General features: G+C 70.6%; 15 protein-coding genes. 9 read left to right on the top strand and 6 right to left on the bottom strand.

The window, feature by feature from the left end; all coding sequences use genetic code 11:
* Positions 1-54: 54 nt before the first annotated feature.
* On the bottom strand, positions 55-1545 hold the full coding sequence (gene miaB, locus NMK44_RS00625) for a tRNA (N6-isopentenyl adenosine(37)-C2)-methylthiotransferase MiaB (RefSeq protein WP_254737132.1): 1491 nt from the start codon (positions 1543-1545) through the stop codon (positions 55-57).
* Positions 1546-1646: 101 nt separating this feature from the next.
* Here miaB and NMK44_RS00620 point away from each other — a divergent pair, with 101 nt between their 5' ends.
* On the top strand, positions 1647-2636 hold the full coding sequence (locus NMK44_RS00620) for a TAXI family TRAP transporter solute-binding subunit (protein ID WP_254737131.1): 990 nt from the start codon (positions 1647-1649) through the stop codon (positions 2634-2636).
* A gap of 82 nt (positions 2637-2718) precedes the next feature.
* On the opposite strand, the gene NMK44_RS00615 is transcribed toward NMK44_RS00620, so the two are convergent.
* Both NMK44_RS00615 and NMK44_RS00610 read right to left on the bottom strand, forming a co-directional pair.
* Positions 2719-4155 carry a sensor histidine kinase gene (locus NMK44_RS00615; RefSeq protein ID WP_254737130.1) on the bottom strand — a complete coding sequence of 479 codons (1437 nt, stop codon included), beginning with the start codon at positions 4153-4155 and terminating at the stop codon, positions 2719-2721.
* Positions 4156-4174: 19 nt separating this feature from the next.
* A complete protein-coding gene (locus NMK44_RS00610) occupies positions 4175-4885 on the bottom strand; it encodes a response regulator transcription factor (RefSeq protein ID WP_254737129.1) in 711 nt (236 codons plus the stop codon).
* Between the two features lie 326 nt (positions 4886-5211).
* Between NMK44_RS00610 and NMK44_RS00605 the strand changes: the two genes are divergently transcribed.
* From NMK44_RS00605 to NMK44_RS00575, 8 genes are all read left to right on the top strand, one after another.
* On the top strand, positions 5212-5982 hold the full coding sequence (locus NMK44_RS00605) for an amino acid ABC transporter ATP-binding protein (protein WP_254737127.1): 771 nt from the start codon (positions 5212-5214) through the stop codon (positions 5980-5982).
* A gap of 114 nt (positions 5983-6096) precedes the next feature.
* Complete coding sequence (locus NMK44_RS00600; protein ID WP_254737126.1) at positions 6097-7005, top strand: glutamate ABC transporter substrate-binding protein; 909 nt, start codon at positions 6097-6099, stop codon at positions 7003-7005.
* A 107-nt stretch (positions 7006-7112) separates the two neighbouring features.
* Positions 7113-7760 carry an amino acid ABC transporter permease gene (locus tag NMK44_RS00595; RefSeq protein WP_254737125.1) on the top strand — a complete coding sequence of 216 codons (648 nt, stop codon included), beginning with the start codon at positions 7113-7115 and terminating at the stop codon, positions 7758-7760.
* The gene (locus NMK44_RS00590; protein ID WP_254737124.1) at positions 7757-8689 is read left to right on the top strand and encodes an amino acid ABC transporter permease; all 933 of its coding nucleotides are present in this window, start codon (positions 7757-7759) and stop codon (positions 8687-8689) included. Before NMK44_RS00595 ends, NMK44_RS00590 begins: the two co-directional genes overlap by 4 nt.
* 176 nt (positions 8690-8865) lie before the next feature.
* A complete protein-coding gene (locus tag NMK44_RS00585; RefSeq protein WP_254737123.1) occupies positions 8866-10587 on the top strand; it encodes an FAD-dependent monooxygenase in 1722 nt (573 codons plus the stop codon).
* 119 nt (positions 10588-10706) lie between these two features.
* Entirely contained in the window at positions 10707-10796 is a 90-nt protein-coding gene (locus NMK44_RS42610) for a putative leader peptide (protein WP_309471148.1), read from the top strand.
* A 60-nt stretch (positions 10797-10856) separates the two neighbouring features.
* Positions 10857-11441, top strand: coding sequence for a cupin domain-containing protein (locus NMK44_RS00580; protein WP_254737122.1), 585 nt, complete (start codon positions 10857-10859; stop codon positions 11439-11441).
* Positions 11442-11445: 4 nt separating this feature from the next.
* The gene (locus tag NMK44_RS00575; RefSeq protein ID WP_254737121.1) at positions 11446-11865 is read left to right on the top strand and encodes a rhodanese-like domain-containing protein; all 420 of its coding nucleotides are present in this window, start codon (positions 11446-11448) and stop codon (positions 11863-11865) included.
* A 109-nt stretch (positions 11866-11974) separates the two neighbouring features.
* Here NMK44_RS00575 and recX read toward each other — a convergent pair whose 3' ends face one another.
* The 3 genes from recX to NMK44_RS00560 form a co-directional block, all read right to left on the bottom strand.
* Positions 11975-12586, bottom strand: a complete 612-nt coding sequence (gene recX, locus NMK44_RS00570) for a recombination regulator RecX (RefSeq protein WP_254737120.1) — start codon at positions 12584-12586, stop codon at positions 11975-11977.
* A 3-nt stretch (positions 12587-12589) separates the two neighbouring features.
* Positions 12590-13726, bottom strand: coding sequence for a recombinase RecA (gene recA / locus NMK44_RS00565; protein WP_254737119.1), 1137 nt, complete (start codon positions 13724-13726; stop codon positions 12590-12592).
* 137 nt (positions 13727-13863) lie between these two features.
* Positions 13864-15081 (bottom strand): AI-2E family transporter, encoded by a 1218-nt coding sequence (locus tag NMK44_RS00560; protein ID WP_254737118.1) that lies wholly within the window; start codon positions 15079-15081, stop codon positions 13864-13866.
* Between the last annotated feature and the right edge of the window lie 26 nt (positions 15082-15107).

Raw genomic sequence — 15107 nt, 5'->3', positions numbered from 1 at the left:
ACGCCAGCCCAGCCCTGAGCCGCCCGGACGCCGCCCAGCCCCGCCCCCGTCGCGTCAGTCGCAGCCGCAGCCCGCGGTCGGCGCGGGCGCGGGCGCCGGGGCGCCGATGGTCGGCAGCCCGAGCATGACGCCCGCGGGCTTCTTCTGCTCCGCCGCGTTCCGCCGCTCCCAGGCGTCGCCCGCGCGGGTGCTCCGCACCCCGCGGGTCGGGCCTTCGGCGAGCAGGTGGTGCGGGGCGGCGTAGGTGATGTCGACCGTGACCACGTCACCGGGGCGCACGGGCCCCTCGGGCCGGGTGAAGTGGACCAGGCGGTTGTCGGGGGCGCGGCCGGACAGCCGCCGGGTGGCGTCGTCCTTGCGGCCCTCGCCCTCGGCGACCAGCACCTCCAGCGTCCGGCCGACCTGCTTCTTGTTCTCCTCCCAGGAGATCTCCTCCTGGAGGGCGACCAGCCGCTCGTAGCGCTCCTGGACGACGGCCTTCGGGATCTGGCCCTCCATGTCGGCGGCCGGGGTCCCGGGCCGCTTCGAATACTGGAAGGTGAACGCCTGTGCGAATCGGGCCTCGCGCACCACGTGCAGCGTCTGCTCGAAGTCCTCGTCGGTCTCCCCGGGGAAGCCGACGATGATGTCGGTCGAGATGGCGGCGTCCGGCATCGCGGCGCGCACCTTCTCGATGATGCCCAGGAAGCGCTCCTGCCGGTACGAGCGGCGCATCGCCTTCAGCACGGTGTCCGAACCGGACTGGAGCGGCATGTGCAGCTGGGGCATCACGTTCTCCGTCTCCGCCATGGCGGAGATGACGTCGTCCGTGAAGTCCCGGGGGTGCGGGGAGGTGAACCGGACCCGCTCCAGACCCTCGACCTTGCCGCAGGCCCGCAGCAGCTTGCTGAACGCCTCGCGGTCGCCGATGTCCGACCCGTACGCGTTCACGTTCTGGCCGAGCAGGGTGATCTCGCTGACACCCTCCGCGACCAGCGCCTCCACCTCGGCCAGGATGTCGCCGGGACGGCGGTCCTTCTCCTTGCCGCGCAGCGCCGGGACGATGCAGAAGGTGCAGGTGTTGTTGCAGCCGACGGAGATGGAGACCCACGCGGCGTACGCGGACTCCCGTCGTGTCGGCAGGGTGGAGGGGAAGGCTTCCAGCGACTCGGCGATCTCGACCTGCGCCTCCTCCTGGACGCGGGCGCGCTCCAGGAGCACCGGCAGGCTGCCGATGTTGTGCGTACCGAAGACGACGTCGACCCACGGCGCCTTCTTCACGATGGTGTCGCGGTCCTTCTGGGCCAGGCATCCGCCGACGGCGATCTGCATACCCGGCTTCCGCGCCTTGATCGGCGCCAGTCGGCCGAGATTGCCGTACAGCCGGTTGTCGGCGTTCTCCCGCACCGCGCAGGTGTTGAAGACGACGATGTCGGCCTCGCCCTCACCGGTGTCCTCCGGCGCGCGCACGTAGCCCGCGCCTTCCAGGAGGCCGGAGAGCCGCTCGGAGTCGTGGACGTTCATCTGGCACCCGTAGGTGCGCACCTCGTAAGTCTTCGCACTCATCTCAATCGACCAGGGTACGGGGTCGTCCGCCTCCCCCGCCCCTCCCTTCCCGGGAACAAGGCCCCTCCCTTCCCGGCAGCAAGTTTGGCAGGATCGCGGTCATGGCCGTCACCCTTCCGCGTCTCGACCGGCGCCGCGCCCTCCAGTCCGCGGCCGCGGGCCTGGTCGTGCTCGCACTGCTGCTGTGGTGGCTGCTGCCGGTCGGGGGCGGGAGCTCGCCCAGCGGACGGATCACCTTCGCGACAGGGGTCTCCACCGGGGTCTACGACACCTACGGCCAGATGCTCCAGCAGGACCTGGCCCGGGACCTGCCCGACGTGGACGTCGATCTGATGCAGTCCCGTGGCTCCCCGGACAACGTCGAGCGGCTGGCCGAGGGAAAGGCCACCTTCGCGATCGCCGCCACCGACGCCGTCGCCGCCTACCGGGGCGAGGACGCGGGCCGGCTGCGGGCGTGCGCCCGCCTCTACGACGACTACATGCAGCTGGTCGTCCCCCGGGGCTCCGCGGTGCGCTCCGCGCGGGACCTGCGGCATCTGAAGGTCGGCGTGGGCGACGACGGCTCGGGCGTCCAGCTGATCACCCGGGCGCTGCTGAAGGCCGCCGGGGTCGACTTCGACAAGGACATCACCGCGGTCCGGGCCGGGATCGACACCATGCCGAAGCTGCTGCGCCAGGGGAAGCTGGACGCCTTCTTCTGGTCGGGCGGGCTGCCCACCACCGCGGTGCGCACCCTGGCGCGCGCCTATCCGATCCGGCTGGTCCAGCTCGGCGACCTCACCAGCCGGCTGCACCGGCAGGGCGGGGTGACGCGCTACTACCGGGCGGCGACCGTGCCCGCCGACGCGTACGCGGACATACGCCGGCCGGAGCCGGTCAAGACGATCGCCGTACCGAACCTCCTGGTCACCACGGACCGGGTGGACGCCGATCTGGCGGAGGGCGTCACCCGCACGGTGATAAAGAACCGGGACCGCATCGGGGCGCAGGTGCACGCCGCCCAGAAGGTGGACCTGCGGACCGCCGTCTTCACCGATCCACTCGCTCTGCACCGGGGCGCAGCGCGCTACTACCGCTCGGTCAAGCCGTAGCCGGTCCCGACAGGCCCCGTCCCCGCCCCGCCCCGCCCTGCCCCGCCTCGTCCCGTCGCCGCCCCGTCCCGTCGCCGTCCCGTCAGGCGCGGACCTGGCCCGGCCCGGCCTGGGGTTCGGTGCGCGGGAGGGTGATGGTCACGCGCAGTCCGCGCGGCTCGTTGGGGGCGTAGGAGATCGTGGCCCCGCCCGCGGCCAGCAGGGCGCGGGTGATGGACAACCCCAGCCCCGAGCCCGAGACGTTCTGGTGGCGGCTGCTGCGCCAGAAGCGGTCCCCGACCCGGACCAGTTCGTCCTCGGTCAGCCCGGGGCCGCCGTCCGCGACGGTGATCGCGACGGTGTCGCCCTGCGTGCGCGCAGAGACCTCCACATGGGCTCCCTCGGGCGTGAACTTCAGGGCGTTGTCCACCACCGCGTCCAGCGCGCTGGACAGGGCCACCGGATCCGCCCAGCCGGTGACGGCCGCGGGGCCGGTGTAGGCGAGGCCGACCTCCTCGCGCTCGGCGACCGGGAGCCAGGCGCCGACCCGGTCGGCGGCCAGTTCGGCGATGTCGGTGAGGCGGAGGTCCGCGGCGGTGTGCTCGGCCAGGGCGAGGTCCAGCAGGTCGTCGAGGACGCTGGCCAGCCGTTTGCCCTCGGTGCGCACCGAGGCGATCTCCTCGTGCCCCGGCGGCAGTTCCAGCGCCAGCAGCTCGATCCGCAGCAGCAGCGCCGAGAGCGGATTGCGCAGTTGGTGGGAGGCGTCCGCGACGAACGCCCGCTGCTGTTCGAGGACTTCCTCGACGTTGTCCGCCATCTCGTTGAACGAACGGGCCAGCCGGCGCAGCTCGGGAGGGCCGGAGGCGGCCGCGACCCGGGACTGCATCCGGCCGGTCGCGATGTCGTGGGTGGCCGTGTCCAGGACCCGCACCGGCCGCAGCACCCAGCCGGTGAGCCGGAAGGCCGCGGCCACTGCCAGCAGCATCGCGGCGACCTCGCCCGCGCCGATCAGCAGCCAGCCGTGCAGGATGCGGGAGCGCATCTGCCCGGTGGGCGAGTCGGTGACGACCACGGCCACCACGTCCCCGTCCCGGACGACGGGGGACGCCACGGTGAGCCGCCCCCGCTGCCAGGGCCACACCTGGTGCGGATCGTGGCTGCGGCGCCCGGCGAGGGCCTCGTCGAACGCCTCGGCGCCGTCGCCGGTCCGGGGCAGCCGCCAGCCCTCGGGCGCCTCGGCCATGGGCGGAGCGTCACGGTCGCGGTAGAAGACCCCGGCCTTGATGCCGTAGAGGTCGTGGTAGCGCCTGAGCTCGGACTGCAGGGTCTCCCGCCGCTCGTCCCCGTCGGGGGTGGCCTCGCCCGAGGGCCCGGCCGTGACGAACTGGGCCAGCGCCGCGAACCGCGCGGTGTCATCGATCCGGTCGACGACCACCCGCTGCTGCTCCCGCGCGGCCAGGCTCCCGGCCAGCGGGAAGCCCAGCGCGAGCAGCACGCCCGCCATGAGGACGATGAGCAGCGGAAGGAGTCGAGTGCGCACCCAGGGTTCCCGTGATCGTTCAGGGGGACGGGACGACGAGACGGTAGCCCACCCCGCGCACCGTCTCGATCAGCGCGGGCATCCGCAGCTTGGAGCGGAGGGACGCGATGTGCACCTCCAGGGTGCGCCCGGTCCCCTCCCAACTGGTGCGCCACACCTGGCTGATGATCTGTTCCCGGCGGAAGACCACCCCGGGACGCTGGGCGAGCAGGGCCAGCAGGTCGAACTCCTTACGGGTGAGCGAGACAGCCGCACCGTCCACCAGCACCTGGCGGGTGGGCAGTTCGATGGTCACCGGACCGAGCCGCAGCGGCGGCTGGGGACCGGCCACGGGCTCCTCGGCCGGCGGGGCGGGGTCCGCGGGGACGGTGCGGCGGCTGACGGCATGGATACGGGCCAGCAGCTCCATGGTGTCGTAGGGCTTCACCACGTAGTCGTCGGCGCCGAGGTTGAGGCCGTGGATACGCGAGCGCACGTCCGACCGCGCGGTCACCATGATCACGGGGGTGGCTGTGCGCTTGCGTATCCGGCCGCAGACCTCGAATCCGTCCTGGTCGGGCAGGCCGAGGTCGAGCAGGACGACACCGAAGGGCGCACCGGTGTCGGGCAGCAGCGCCTGGAGCGCCTCCTCACCGCTGCGCGCATGGGTGACGTCGAAGCCGTGCCGGGACAGCACTGCGGACAGGGCCGCGGCGACATGGTTGTCGTCCTCGACGAGCAGCAGTCTCACCGGATGCCCGCACCACCTTCATCGCTCGATTCATCACTTCGTCGCTCAAGGAATCACAAAAATTCATGGGGGGACTGGCGTCCCGTAGCCCCGGACCACGAACATGGCCACAGGGCATCCACGCCGATCGACGGCCGGTCGTCAAGACACTTTCGGTCACACAGTGGTTTCCGTTATGTAGCCGGTACGACAAGGCCGCAACCTCTTTACGGAGCGTATCCGGCAGCGGCCATATCGTTATCCTCAATTTCAGCTCAGATGTAATGACGCTGGTCGAGACAGCTCATTAATGTCCTCCCAACCGAGGAGGACGGAGCGAGACGCCGATGAGCGAAGTATCGGTGACCAAGGACGCCACACCGGACGCGTTGGTTGCGCTGTCAGGAGTCAACAAGCACTTCGGCGCGCTGCATGTACTCCAGGACATCGACCTGACCATCGCCCGGGGCGAAGTGGTCGTGGTGATCGGACCCTCCGGGTCCGGTAAGTCCACCCTGTGCCGGACCATCAACCGGCTGGAGACCATCGACGACGGTTCCATCACGATCGACGGCAAGCCCCTGCCCCAGGAGGGCAAGGAGCTCGCCCGGCTGCGCGCCGATGTGGGCATGGTCTTCCAGTCCTTCAACCTCTTCGCGCACAAGACCGTGCTCGAGAACGTGATGCTGGGCCAGCTCAAGGTTCGCAAGACGGACAAGAAGGCGGCCGAGGACAAGGCCCGCAAGCTGCTCGACCGAGTCGGCGTGGGCACGCAGGCGGACAAGTACCCCGCCCAGCTCTCCGGCGGCCAGCAGCAGCGGGTGGCGATCGCCCGGGCGCTGGCCATGGACCCGAAGGTGATGCTCTTCGACGAGCCGACCTCGGCGCTCGACCCGGAGATGATCAACGAGGTGCTGGAGGTCATGCAGCAGCTCGCCCGGGACGGGATGACGATGGTCGTCGTCACCCATGAGATGGGCTTCGCGCGCTCCGCGGCGAACCGGGTGGTCTTCATGGCCGACGGCCGGATCGTCGAAGAGGCCGAGCCGGACCAGTTCTTCAACAACCCCCGCAGCGACCGGGCGAAGGACTTCCTGTCGAAGATCCTTCACCACTGATCATCTGATCACCCGGTGGCTCCCCCAGGCCGCCGACCTGTTTCCGCGATGACGCACTGAATCGACCTGAGACGACGTACCGATACGGCGTTCCGAACCAAGAGGGATGGCACCATGAGCATGCGTAAGACGGCCGCGGCGGCCACGGTGGTACTCGCGCTGGCAGTGACGGCGACCGCCTGTGGCGGAGACTCCGGCACCGCCGGTGACAAGCCGAAGGGCGGCGACGTCAAGAGCGGCACCTACAAGGTCGCCAAGGGCGTGAAGCTGGACTCGCCGACCCTGAAGAAGGCGCAGCAGCGCGGCAAGCTGATCATCGGTGCCAAGGCCGACCAGCCCTACCTCGGCTTCGTGGACACCGAGGGCAAGCGCTCCGGTTTCGACATCGAGATCGCCAAGATGGTCGCCGCCGACCTCGGCTTCTCCGAGAAGCAGATCGAGTTCAAGACGGTCGACTCCAACGTCCGTGAGACCTCGATCTCCAAGGGCCAGGTCGACTACTACGTCGGCACCTACACCATCAACGACGAGCGCAAGAAGCAGGTCGGCTTCGCGGGCCCGTACTACGAGGCCGGCGCCGACCTCCTGGTCCGCAAGGACGAGAAGGGCATCACCGGCCCGGACAGCGTCAAGGGCAAGAAGGTCTGCTCGATCGTCGGCTCGACCCCGCTCCAGGAGATCAAGAAGTCGAAGTACGGCGCCAAGACCACCGAGCTCGGCAAGTACTCGCTCTGCGTCAAGCAGCTCCTCGACGGCCAGGTCGACGCGGTGACCACCGACGACGCGATCCTCAAGGGATACGCGGCCCAGCGGCCCAGCAAGCTCAAGGTGGTCGGCAAGCCGTTCACCAAGGAGCCCTACGGCGTCGGCATGGACAAGGGCGACAAGGCGCTCCGTGACGCGATCACCGACGCGCTGGAGAAGCACATCAAGAACGGCGACTACAAGAAGGCGTACGACGGCACGCTCGGCAAGTCCGGCTCGTCCTACGTCGCGCCGAAGACCCCCCTGCCGCGCTACTGAGCCCGCACGTCACCGAGCCTGCCGGCTCCCGCCGGCAGGCCACCGTTCGCCCTCGAAAGCCGGTGCGCTCCGCACGCCGCTGACCTGACCGCTACCGCGGAGAATCGATGAACGTACTTCTCGATCATTTGCCCGAGTTCCGTGAAGGGTTCCTGGGAACCCTCGCCATCACGGCGGCCAGTGCGGTGCTCGCTCTTGTCCTGGGCATTCTCATAGCCGGCTTCAGGGTGTCCCCCATCCCGCCGCTGCGCGCCTTCGGCACGGCATGGGTCACCCTGCTGCGCAACACCCCCCTGACCCTGCTGTTCCTGATCGCGTTCTTCGTGATCCCCCAGATCTTCTTCCCGGGGACGAGCCCGTTCGTCCTCGCGATGGGAGCGCTGGGCTGCTACACCTCGTCCTTCGTCTGCGAGGCCGTGCGGTCCGGTATCAACACCGTGCCGATCGGCCAGGCGGAGGCGGCGCGCAGCCTGGGGATGACATTCACCCAGACCCTGCGGATGATCGTCCTACCGCAGGCCACCCGGACCGTGATCCCCCCCTTGAGCAGCATCTTCATCGCGCTCACCAAGAACTCGGCCATCGCGGGCGCGTTCAGCAACACCGAGCTGTTCAATGTCTCGAAGCTGCTGAGCGACAAGGGCTTCGCGATCGGCTGGATCTTCCTCTGGATCGCCCTGGCCTACCTGGTCATCACCTTCACCATCAGCGGTGCCTTCCGACTGCTGGAGCGCCGCCTGGAGGTGGCCCGATGAGCTCGAGCGTCCTGTACGACGCCCCCGGCCCCAAGGCCCGTGTCCGCAACCGGATCTTCTCCGTCGTCGGTGTGCTGGCCGTCCTCGGCATCGTCGTCTTCGCCGTACTGCGCCTCAATGCCAAGGGCCAGTTCGAGCCGGAGATGTGGAACATCTTCAACAACGCGAGTGTGCGCACCAATATCCGCGACGGTGTGCTCACCACGCTCAAGGTGTTCGCGGTGGCGGCGGTGCTGTCACTGCTGCTCGGCACCCTGCTCGCGGTCGGCAGGCTCTCGGACCACAAGCCGGTCCGCTGGCTCGTGACCGGCTTCATCGAACTGTTCCGGGCCGTCCCGCTGCTGATCACCATCTACTCGCTGTGGCTGCTCTTCCTCACCTACAAGTCCGAGCTGGGCTTCAGCGGCGACAGTACGGAGTTCTGGGCACTGGTCATCGGTCTGACCGTCTACAACGGCTCGGTCCAGGCCGAGGTGCTGCGGGCGGGCATCAACTCCGTGCCCAAGGGGCAGCGCGAGGCCGCCTACGCCCTGGGTATGAGCAAGACCCAGGTCATGATGACCGTCCTGGTCCCGCAGGCCGTCCGGGCGATGCTGCCGACCATCATCAGCCAGCTGGTGGTCACCCTGAAGGACACCTCGCTCGGTTTCGTCATCACCTACAAGGAGCTGCTCTACTCGCTCCAGGAGATGGCCGGGAACATCCTCGTCAACGACGAGAACCCGTACTTCCCGATGATCGTCGTCGGCGGTGTCATCTACATCACGATGTGCATGGTGCTCTCCGCCCTGGCGACCTGGATCGAGCGGCGCGGCCGACGCGCCAAGACCGGGATCCCGGTCGCGGACGCCACCCAGCCGACGGCCGGCGGTGACATCGCGAATCAGGCCCCGGTGGATCTGCCGACGGATCTGCCGGACATCAAGTAGCTCCGACGACCGGAGTACCCCGGGTCCTCCAAGGGCGGTGGCGCACGCGCCACCGCCCTTCGTCGCTTGACGCGGGCACCCGCAGTCGGTTGCATGCTTTCTGTGATCGCACACCGGGTTTCAACTGCCAGTTTCCGTACGTCGCGTACGACCCGCAGGGCCACAGGAACCGCACCGTGGACCCGGTGATCATTGCCGGGGCGGGCCCGGTCGGACTCACCCTCGCCCTCGCCCTCGCACGCCACGACGTGCCCGTCGTGCTCTTCGACGAGTCCGCGGGCGCCGACGAGAACCGCCTCGCCCGCACCGTCGTCCTGCGCCAGGACACCGCCGCCCTGCTGGAACGGCTGGGCTGTCGCGCCGCCGCCCGCACCACGCCGTGGACCGGCTGGCGCACCATGCGGCGACGGCAGCTGGTCCGGCAGCTCCCGCTCACCCCGGGCCCCCTCTTCGGGGCGGGACGGCCGGCCGGCCTGCCCGCCGCCCGCGACGGCGACGACGAGGGAGCCGAGGGCGGTTCCCCGGACGACCGGACCACCCCCGCGCTCTCCCCGGTGCACCTGCCGCAGCACGAGCTCACCCGGGCGCTGCGCGGCGCGCTGGCCGCGATCGGCGACGAGGACCTGGTCCGGATCGTCACCGGCACCCGGGTCGAGACCCTGGAACAGGACGCCCACGGGGTCAGCGTGCGCACCCGCGGCGCCGAGGCCACCTGGTGGCGGGGCAGCCATCTGGTCGGCTGCGACGGGCCCCGGTCCACCGTCCGCAAGGCCCTGGGGGTGCGCTTCCCGGGGCGTACGGCGGTGGAGCGGCACGCGGTCGCGGTACTGCGCGCCGGACTCCCCTGGCCCGGTGAGGCCCTGCTGCACCGTTCGCCGCCGTGGCGCAGCATCGACGCGGAGGTGACCGCGCGTCCGCTGCCCCGCGGCCTGTGGCGCGTCGACTGGCTGCTCCCGCCCGGCCGTGACCTCGTCACCCCCGATGCCCTGCTGGTGCGGGTGCGCGACACCCTCGCCGGGTGGTGCGGGGACACCGCGCTCCCCTATGAGCTTCTGGACACCGGTGTGCACACCGTGCACCACCGGCTCGCCCTGCGGTGGCGCGTGGGCCGGGCCTTCCTGGCGGGAGACGCGGCCCATCTGCTGGGCGCGCTCGGCACTCAGGGGCTGGAGGAAGGGCTGCGGGACGTCGCCAACCTCGCCTGGAAGCTCTCGCTCGCCTGGCACCACGGCGCCTCCGACACCCTGCTGGACAGCTATCAGACGGAGCGGCGCGGGGCCGTCGGCGCCCGGCTGCGCACCGCCGACCAGGCGCTGCCGCAGGTGCGGGCGTCCGGCGGCTGGCGTGCGGTACGGCGCAATGTGCTGCCGGGCGGGGAACGCGGACATGACGCGCTGCTCACCGACGGGCACCTCGGGGACGGGCCACTGGGCGCGCCACCGGTCTACGGCCGTTCACCACTGACGCCCGCGGCACCGCCCGAGGGCGCGGTCACGGTGGGTACGGCGCTCGGGGCGCCGGTCGCCGATGTCCCGGTGACGGCGCCGGACGGTTCTGTGGTGACGCTGCGGGAGCGGCTGGGCCGCGAACTGCTGGTGGTGCTGGTCGCCCCCGGGACCGGGGTGTGGGAGCGGCGCCACTGGATGCGGGCCGGACTGATGCCGCGGCTGGCGGCCGCGGTCTCCACCCTGCCGATGCGGACCGAACTGCTGGTCGCCGAGGAGTACCCGGGAGCCCCGGCTCATACGGTGCTGCTGGTCCGGCCGGACGGTCATCTCGCCGCGGCTCTGTCCGGGGTCCGGCCCGCCGAGCTGTACGCATGCGCGGACGCGCTGCGGGGCGGGGCCAGGGCGCGGGGCGAGGCGACCCGGGACACGGAGGCGACCGCGCGCCGGTAGGGCGGGGCGGTGCGGCCGGGCGGGGGCGGTGCCGTGGGGCAGCCAGGGCCGGGGCTGTGACCGCGGTCCCAGCCAGGTGCGGTTGACCTCCGCTTCCGGCGCATGCTTCACTGCGGAGCGTGACTGACACCTGCTTGCCTCGCTTCTGGCGGAGGGTCCATCTGGACCTGGTCCGCTATGCGGGCTGTGTGTGTCGTCCGTCCTGTTGATCCGCATGTCTCCCGCGCGGTCCGGCCGCGCCCCTTTCGCGATCACTCAGGACGGTCCCTGTGCCCGACGTACGCATTCCCTCGCCTGCTCCGGCTCCCGCCGCCCCGGCGGTCGTTCCCGCGCGCCCGGTCCCCGAGCCCGGTCCGGCGTCCCCGCCCACCGAGGCGGATCTCCTCGCCTTCGTCCGCCGCACGGCCGCCGACGCCGCACTGGTCGCCTCGCTGCCCCTGGACCCGGAGGGCCGCACCTGGCTGCGGGTCGAGGGGCCGGGCGGCAGTGAGGCATGGCTGATCGGCTGGCCCCCTGGCACCGGCACCGGGTGGCATGATCACGGCGGCTCGCACGGCGCGTTCATCGCGGCCGCGGGTGAGCTGACCGAGCAGTCCCTCGCGGCACGGCTGCCCACCGAGGGCTGGAAGACCCTCGAACTCGCCGATGACGTGGACCGGCAGCGGCGGCTGCCCGCCGGAGAGGGCCGGGCCTTCGGCCCGCACCATGTCCATGAGGTGCTCAACCTGTCCACGACCCGTCACGCGGTCTCGGTGCACGCCTACTACCCGCCGCTGCCGCTGATGCGGCGCTACAGCCGCACCGGGCAGACGCTGCGGCTGGAACAGGTCGAGCAGCCGGAAGAGTGGGGATAGGGCGATGAGCACCACACCACGGACCCGAGGGACGCGGCGCAGCGTCGGCGAACTCCTGGACGAGGCCCGCGCCGACCTCGACCGGCTCGGCCCCGCCGAGGCGGCGGCGGTCTCGGCCGCGGGCGGACTGCTGGTGGACATCCGGTACGCGGCCCTGCGGGACCGCGACGGGACCATTCCGGGCGCGCTGATCGTCGAGCGGAACGAGCTGGAGTGGCGGCTCGACCCGCAGTGCGACCACCGGTTGCCAGAGGCTGTCCACCACGATCTGCCGGTCGTGGTGGTGTGCAACGAGGGCTACGCCTCGAGTTTCGCGGCCGTTTCCCTGCGGGAGCTGGGGCTGGACCGGGCGACCGATCTGATCGGCGGCTTCCAGGCGTGGCGCGCGGCCGGACTGCCCGTGGAGCCCCCCGCTTCCTCCTGAGCCCCCGTGCGGACGTGACGTCCCAGAGCTGCGCGGCCCGGATGTACGTGACCCTGAGCGCACGGACCTCACCGGCCAAGGCACCCCCACGGTCCGGGGATCCGGGCCGTCAGACGTCCGGGATGTAGTCCTCCAGCAGCTCCGGGTCCTCCCCCTCCTCCTCCAGGGCGCGGCGCACCACACGCAGTGCCAGCCCCTCCGCATAGCCCTTGCGCGCCAGCATTCCGGCGAGCCGACGGAGCCGCTTCTCCCGGTCCAGGCCACGGGTCGCCCGCAGCTTGCGCTCGACCAGCTCGCGGGCGGTGCGCTCCTCCTGGTCGGCGTCGAGCTGCCCCATCGCGTCGTCGATCAGGGCGGAGTCAACGCCCTTGGTACGCAGCTCGCGAGCGAGCGCACGGCGGGCCAGCCCCCGGCTGTGGTGCCGGGACTCCACCCAGGCCGCGGCGAACGCGGCATCGTCGATCAGCCCGACGTCCTCGAACCGGGACAGCACTTCCTCGGCCGCCTCGTCCGGGATGCCCCGGGTCCGCAGTGCGTCAGCGAGCTGCTGACGGGTGCGCGCGGTCCCGGTGAGCAGACGCAGACAGATCGCCCGCGCCTGCTCCTCGGGGCTGGGCGGCGGCCCCTGCCCGGCCCTCGACGGGGAGGGGGCGCCGCCGTCCGGGCGGGCCGGTCGCTCCGGACCGCCCGGATCCTGCGGCCATGCGGTCCGCCGGGTCATGGATCAGCTCTTGGCCGCGGCGGTCTTGGCCGCCTTGGCCCCGGACCCGGACTTGGCCGCCGCCACGGGCGCGGCCTTCACCGGTGCGACGACCGGCTCCGCGCCACCTGCGGCGTCCGCACCGGGCTCGGCCGCGGTCTCGGGCTTCACACCGATGCCGAGCTTCTCCTTGATCTTCTTCTCGACCTCATTGGCCAGGTCGGGGTTGTCCTTGAGGAAGTTACGGGCGTTCTCCTTGCCCTGTCCCAGCTGGTCGCCCTCGTAGGTGTACCAGGCGCCGGACTTGCGGATGAAGCCGTGCTCGACGCCCATGTCGATCAGACCGCCCTCACGGCTGATGCCCTGGCCGTAGAGGATGTCGAACTCGGCCTGCTTGAAGGGGGGCGCGACCTTGTTCTTCACGACCTTGCAGCGGGTGCGGTTGCCGACCGCGTCCGTGCCGTCCTTGAGGGTCTCGATCCGGCGGATGTCGATACGGACCGAGGCGTAGAACTTCAGCGCCCGGCCACCGGTCGTCGTCTCCGGGGAGCCGAACATGACACCGATCTTCTCCCGCAGCTGGTTGATGAAGATCGCGGTGGTCTTGGACTGGTTGAGCGCACTGGTGATCTTGCGGAGCGCCTGGCTCATGAGGCGGGCCTGGAGGCCGACGTGGGAGTCGCCCATCTCGCCCTCGATCTCCGCGCGCGGCACCAGCGCGGCGACGGAGTCGATGACGATGAGATCGAGGGCGCCGGAGCGGACCAGCATGTCCACGATCTCGAGCGCCTGCTCGCCGTTGTCCGGCTGGGACAGGATCAGCGAATCGGTGTCCACGCCCAGCTTCTGCGCGTAGTCGGGGTCGAGGGCGTGCTCCGCGTCCACGAAGGCGACCGTGCCGCCTGCCCGCTGGGCATTGGCCACCGCGTGCAGCGTCAGGGTCGTCTTACCGGAGGATTCCGGGCCGTAGACCTCCACCACGCGGCCGCGCGGCAGTCCGCCCACGCCGAGGGCGACATCGAGAGCGGTCGACCCGGTGGGGATGACCTCGATGGGGTCGTTCGGCCGGTCGCCCATGCGCATCACGGCGCCCTTGCCGAACTGCCGTTCAATCTGTGCGAGCGCGGCGTCGAGCGCCTTCTCGCGGTCGTTTCCAGCCATGGGCTCCACCCGGTTTGCTTGAGTCGATCGCTTCACGTCCATGACGCTAGCGCCTGCCACTGACAAGCGGCCCGGACGTCCTCGGCCTGTGGATAACCGGGCCGGGACTCCATGAGAATGGATGTTCGATTTTCGTGTCAACCGCGCCGCGACAGTGCGTGGCGTACCCGCGCCAGCGCCGAGGCGCCGCGCCGTCGCGTGCGCCCGTGCACCCGCGGATCGTCGGTCACGTCATAGCGCTTGATGTACGCGCCGAGGAACGCCTGGAGCGTCGCGGTCGCCGGAATCGCGATCAGCGCGCCCACCGCGCCCAGCAGCGCGGTGCCCGCTATCACCGATCCAAAGGACACCGCCGGGTGGATGTCGACCGTCTTCGCGGTGATCCGCGGCTGGAGCAGGTAGTTCTCGAACTGCTGGTAGATCACGACGAAGCCCAGCACCCAGACCGCGAACCAGGGGTTGACGGTGAACGCGATGAGCATCGGCAGGGCGCCGGCCAGGTAGGTGCCGATGGTCGGGATGAACTGGGAGATCAGACCGACCCACACCGCGAGGGCCGGGGCGTAGGGCACCGACAGGGTCTCCAGCAGGACGTAGTGGGCGATGCCGGAGATCAGCGCCATCAGCCCGCGCGAGTAGATGTAGCCGCCGGTCTTGGCGACCGCGATCTCCCAGGCGCGCAGCACCTCGGTCTGGCGGGCCGGGGGCAGCACCGAGCACAGGGCGCGGCGCAGCCGCGGGCCGTCGGCGGCGAAGTAGAACGCGAACAGGGTCACCGTGAGGACCTTGAACAGTCCGCCGAGCACCTGTGCCGAGACGTCCAGCACGTTGTTGGCGCTGTTCTTCACATAGTTCTGGAGCCAGTCCGAGTGGAGCAGGCTGTCCTGGACCTCCAGCCGGGACAGATCGGTGTGGAAGGTGTCGTTGACCCAGCTGACGACCGTGTCCAGGTACGCCGGGAACTCCTCGACCATGGTCACGATCTGGTCGGCGAGCATCGAGCCGAGCAGGGTGAAGAAGCCCGCCACAGAGATGAGGATGCCGAGGAAGACGACTCCGGTGGCCAGCCCGCGGCGCATGCCCCGCGCGGACATCCGGTCGACGGCCGGCTCTATCGCCAGCGCCAGGAAGAAGGCGATCAGGATGTTCAGCAGCAGCCCCGTCAGCTGGTCGAAGGCCCAGCTCGCGAGCCGGTAACAACCCACCAGCGCGAGTGCCAGCACCATCGCGCGCGGCAGCCAGCGCGGCATGCGCGCGGACTCCGCCGCGGACGGCTTCTCGGGATTCACGGCAGCCGGAGCGGCGGCTGGGGTGCCGTCAGCACTGGGCGGGAGGGTCTCTTCGGTCGGGGCCACTGGGCAAGTGTGGCGTACATCCGCCG

It is taken from the genome of Streptomyces cucumeris (genome assembly GCF_024295805.1).
GTDB lineage: Bacteria > Actinomycetota > Actinomycetes > Streptomycetales > Streptomycetaceae > Streptomyces > Streptomyces cucumeris.
The sequence above is the reverse complement of the archived record's forward strand: the minus strand, read 5'-3'. Positions and strand labels throughout refer to the sequence as shown.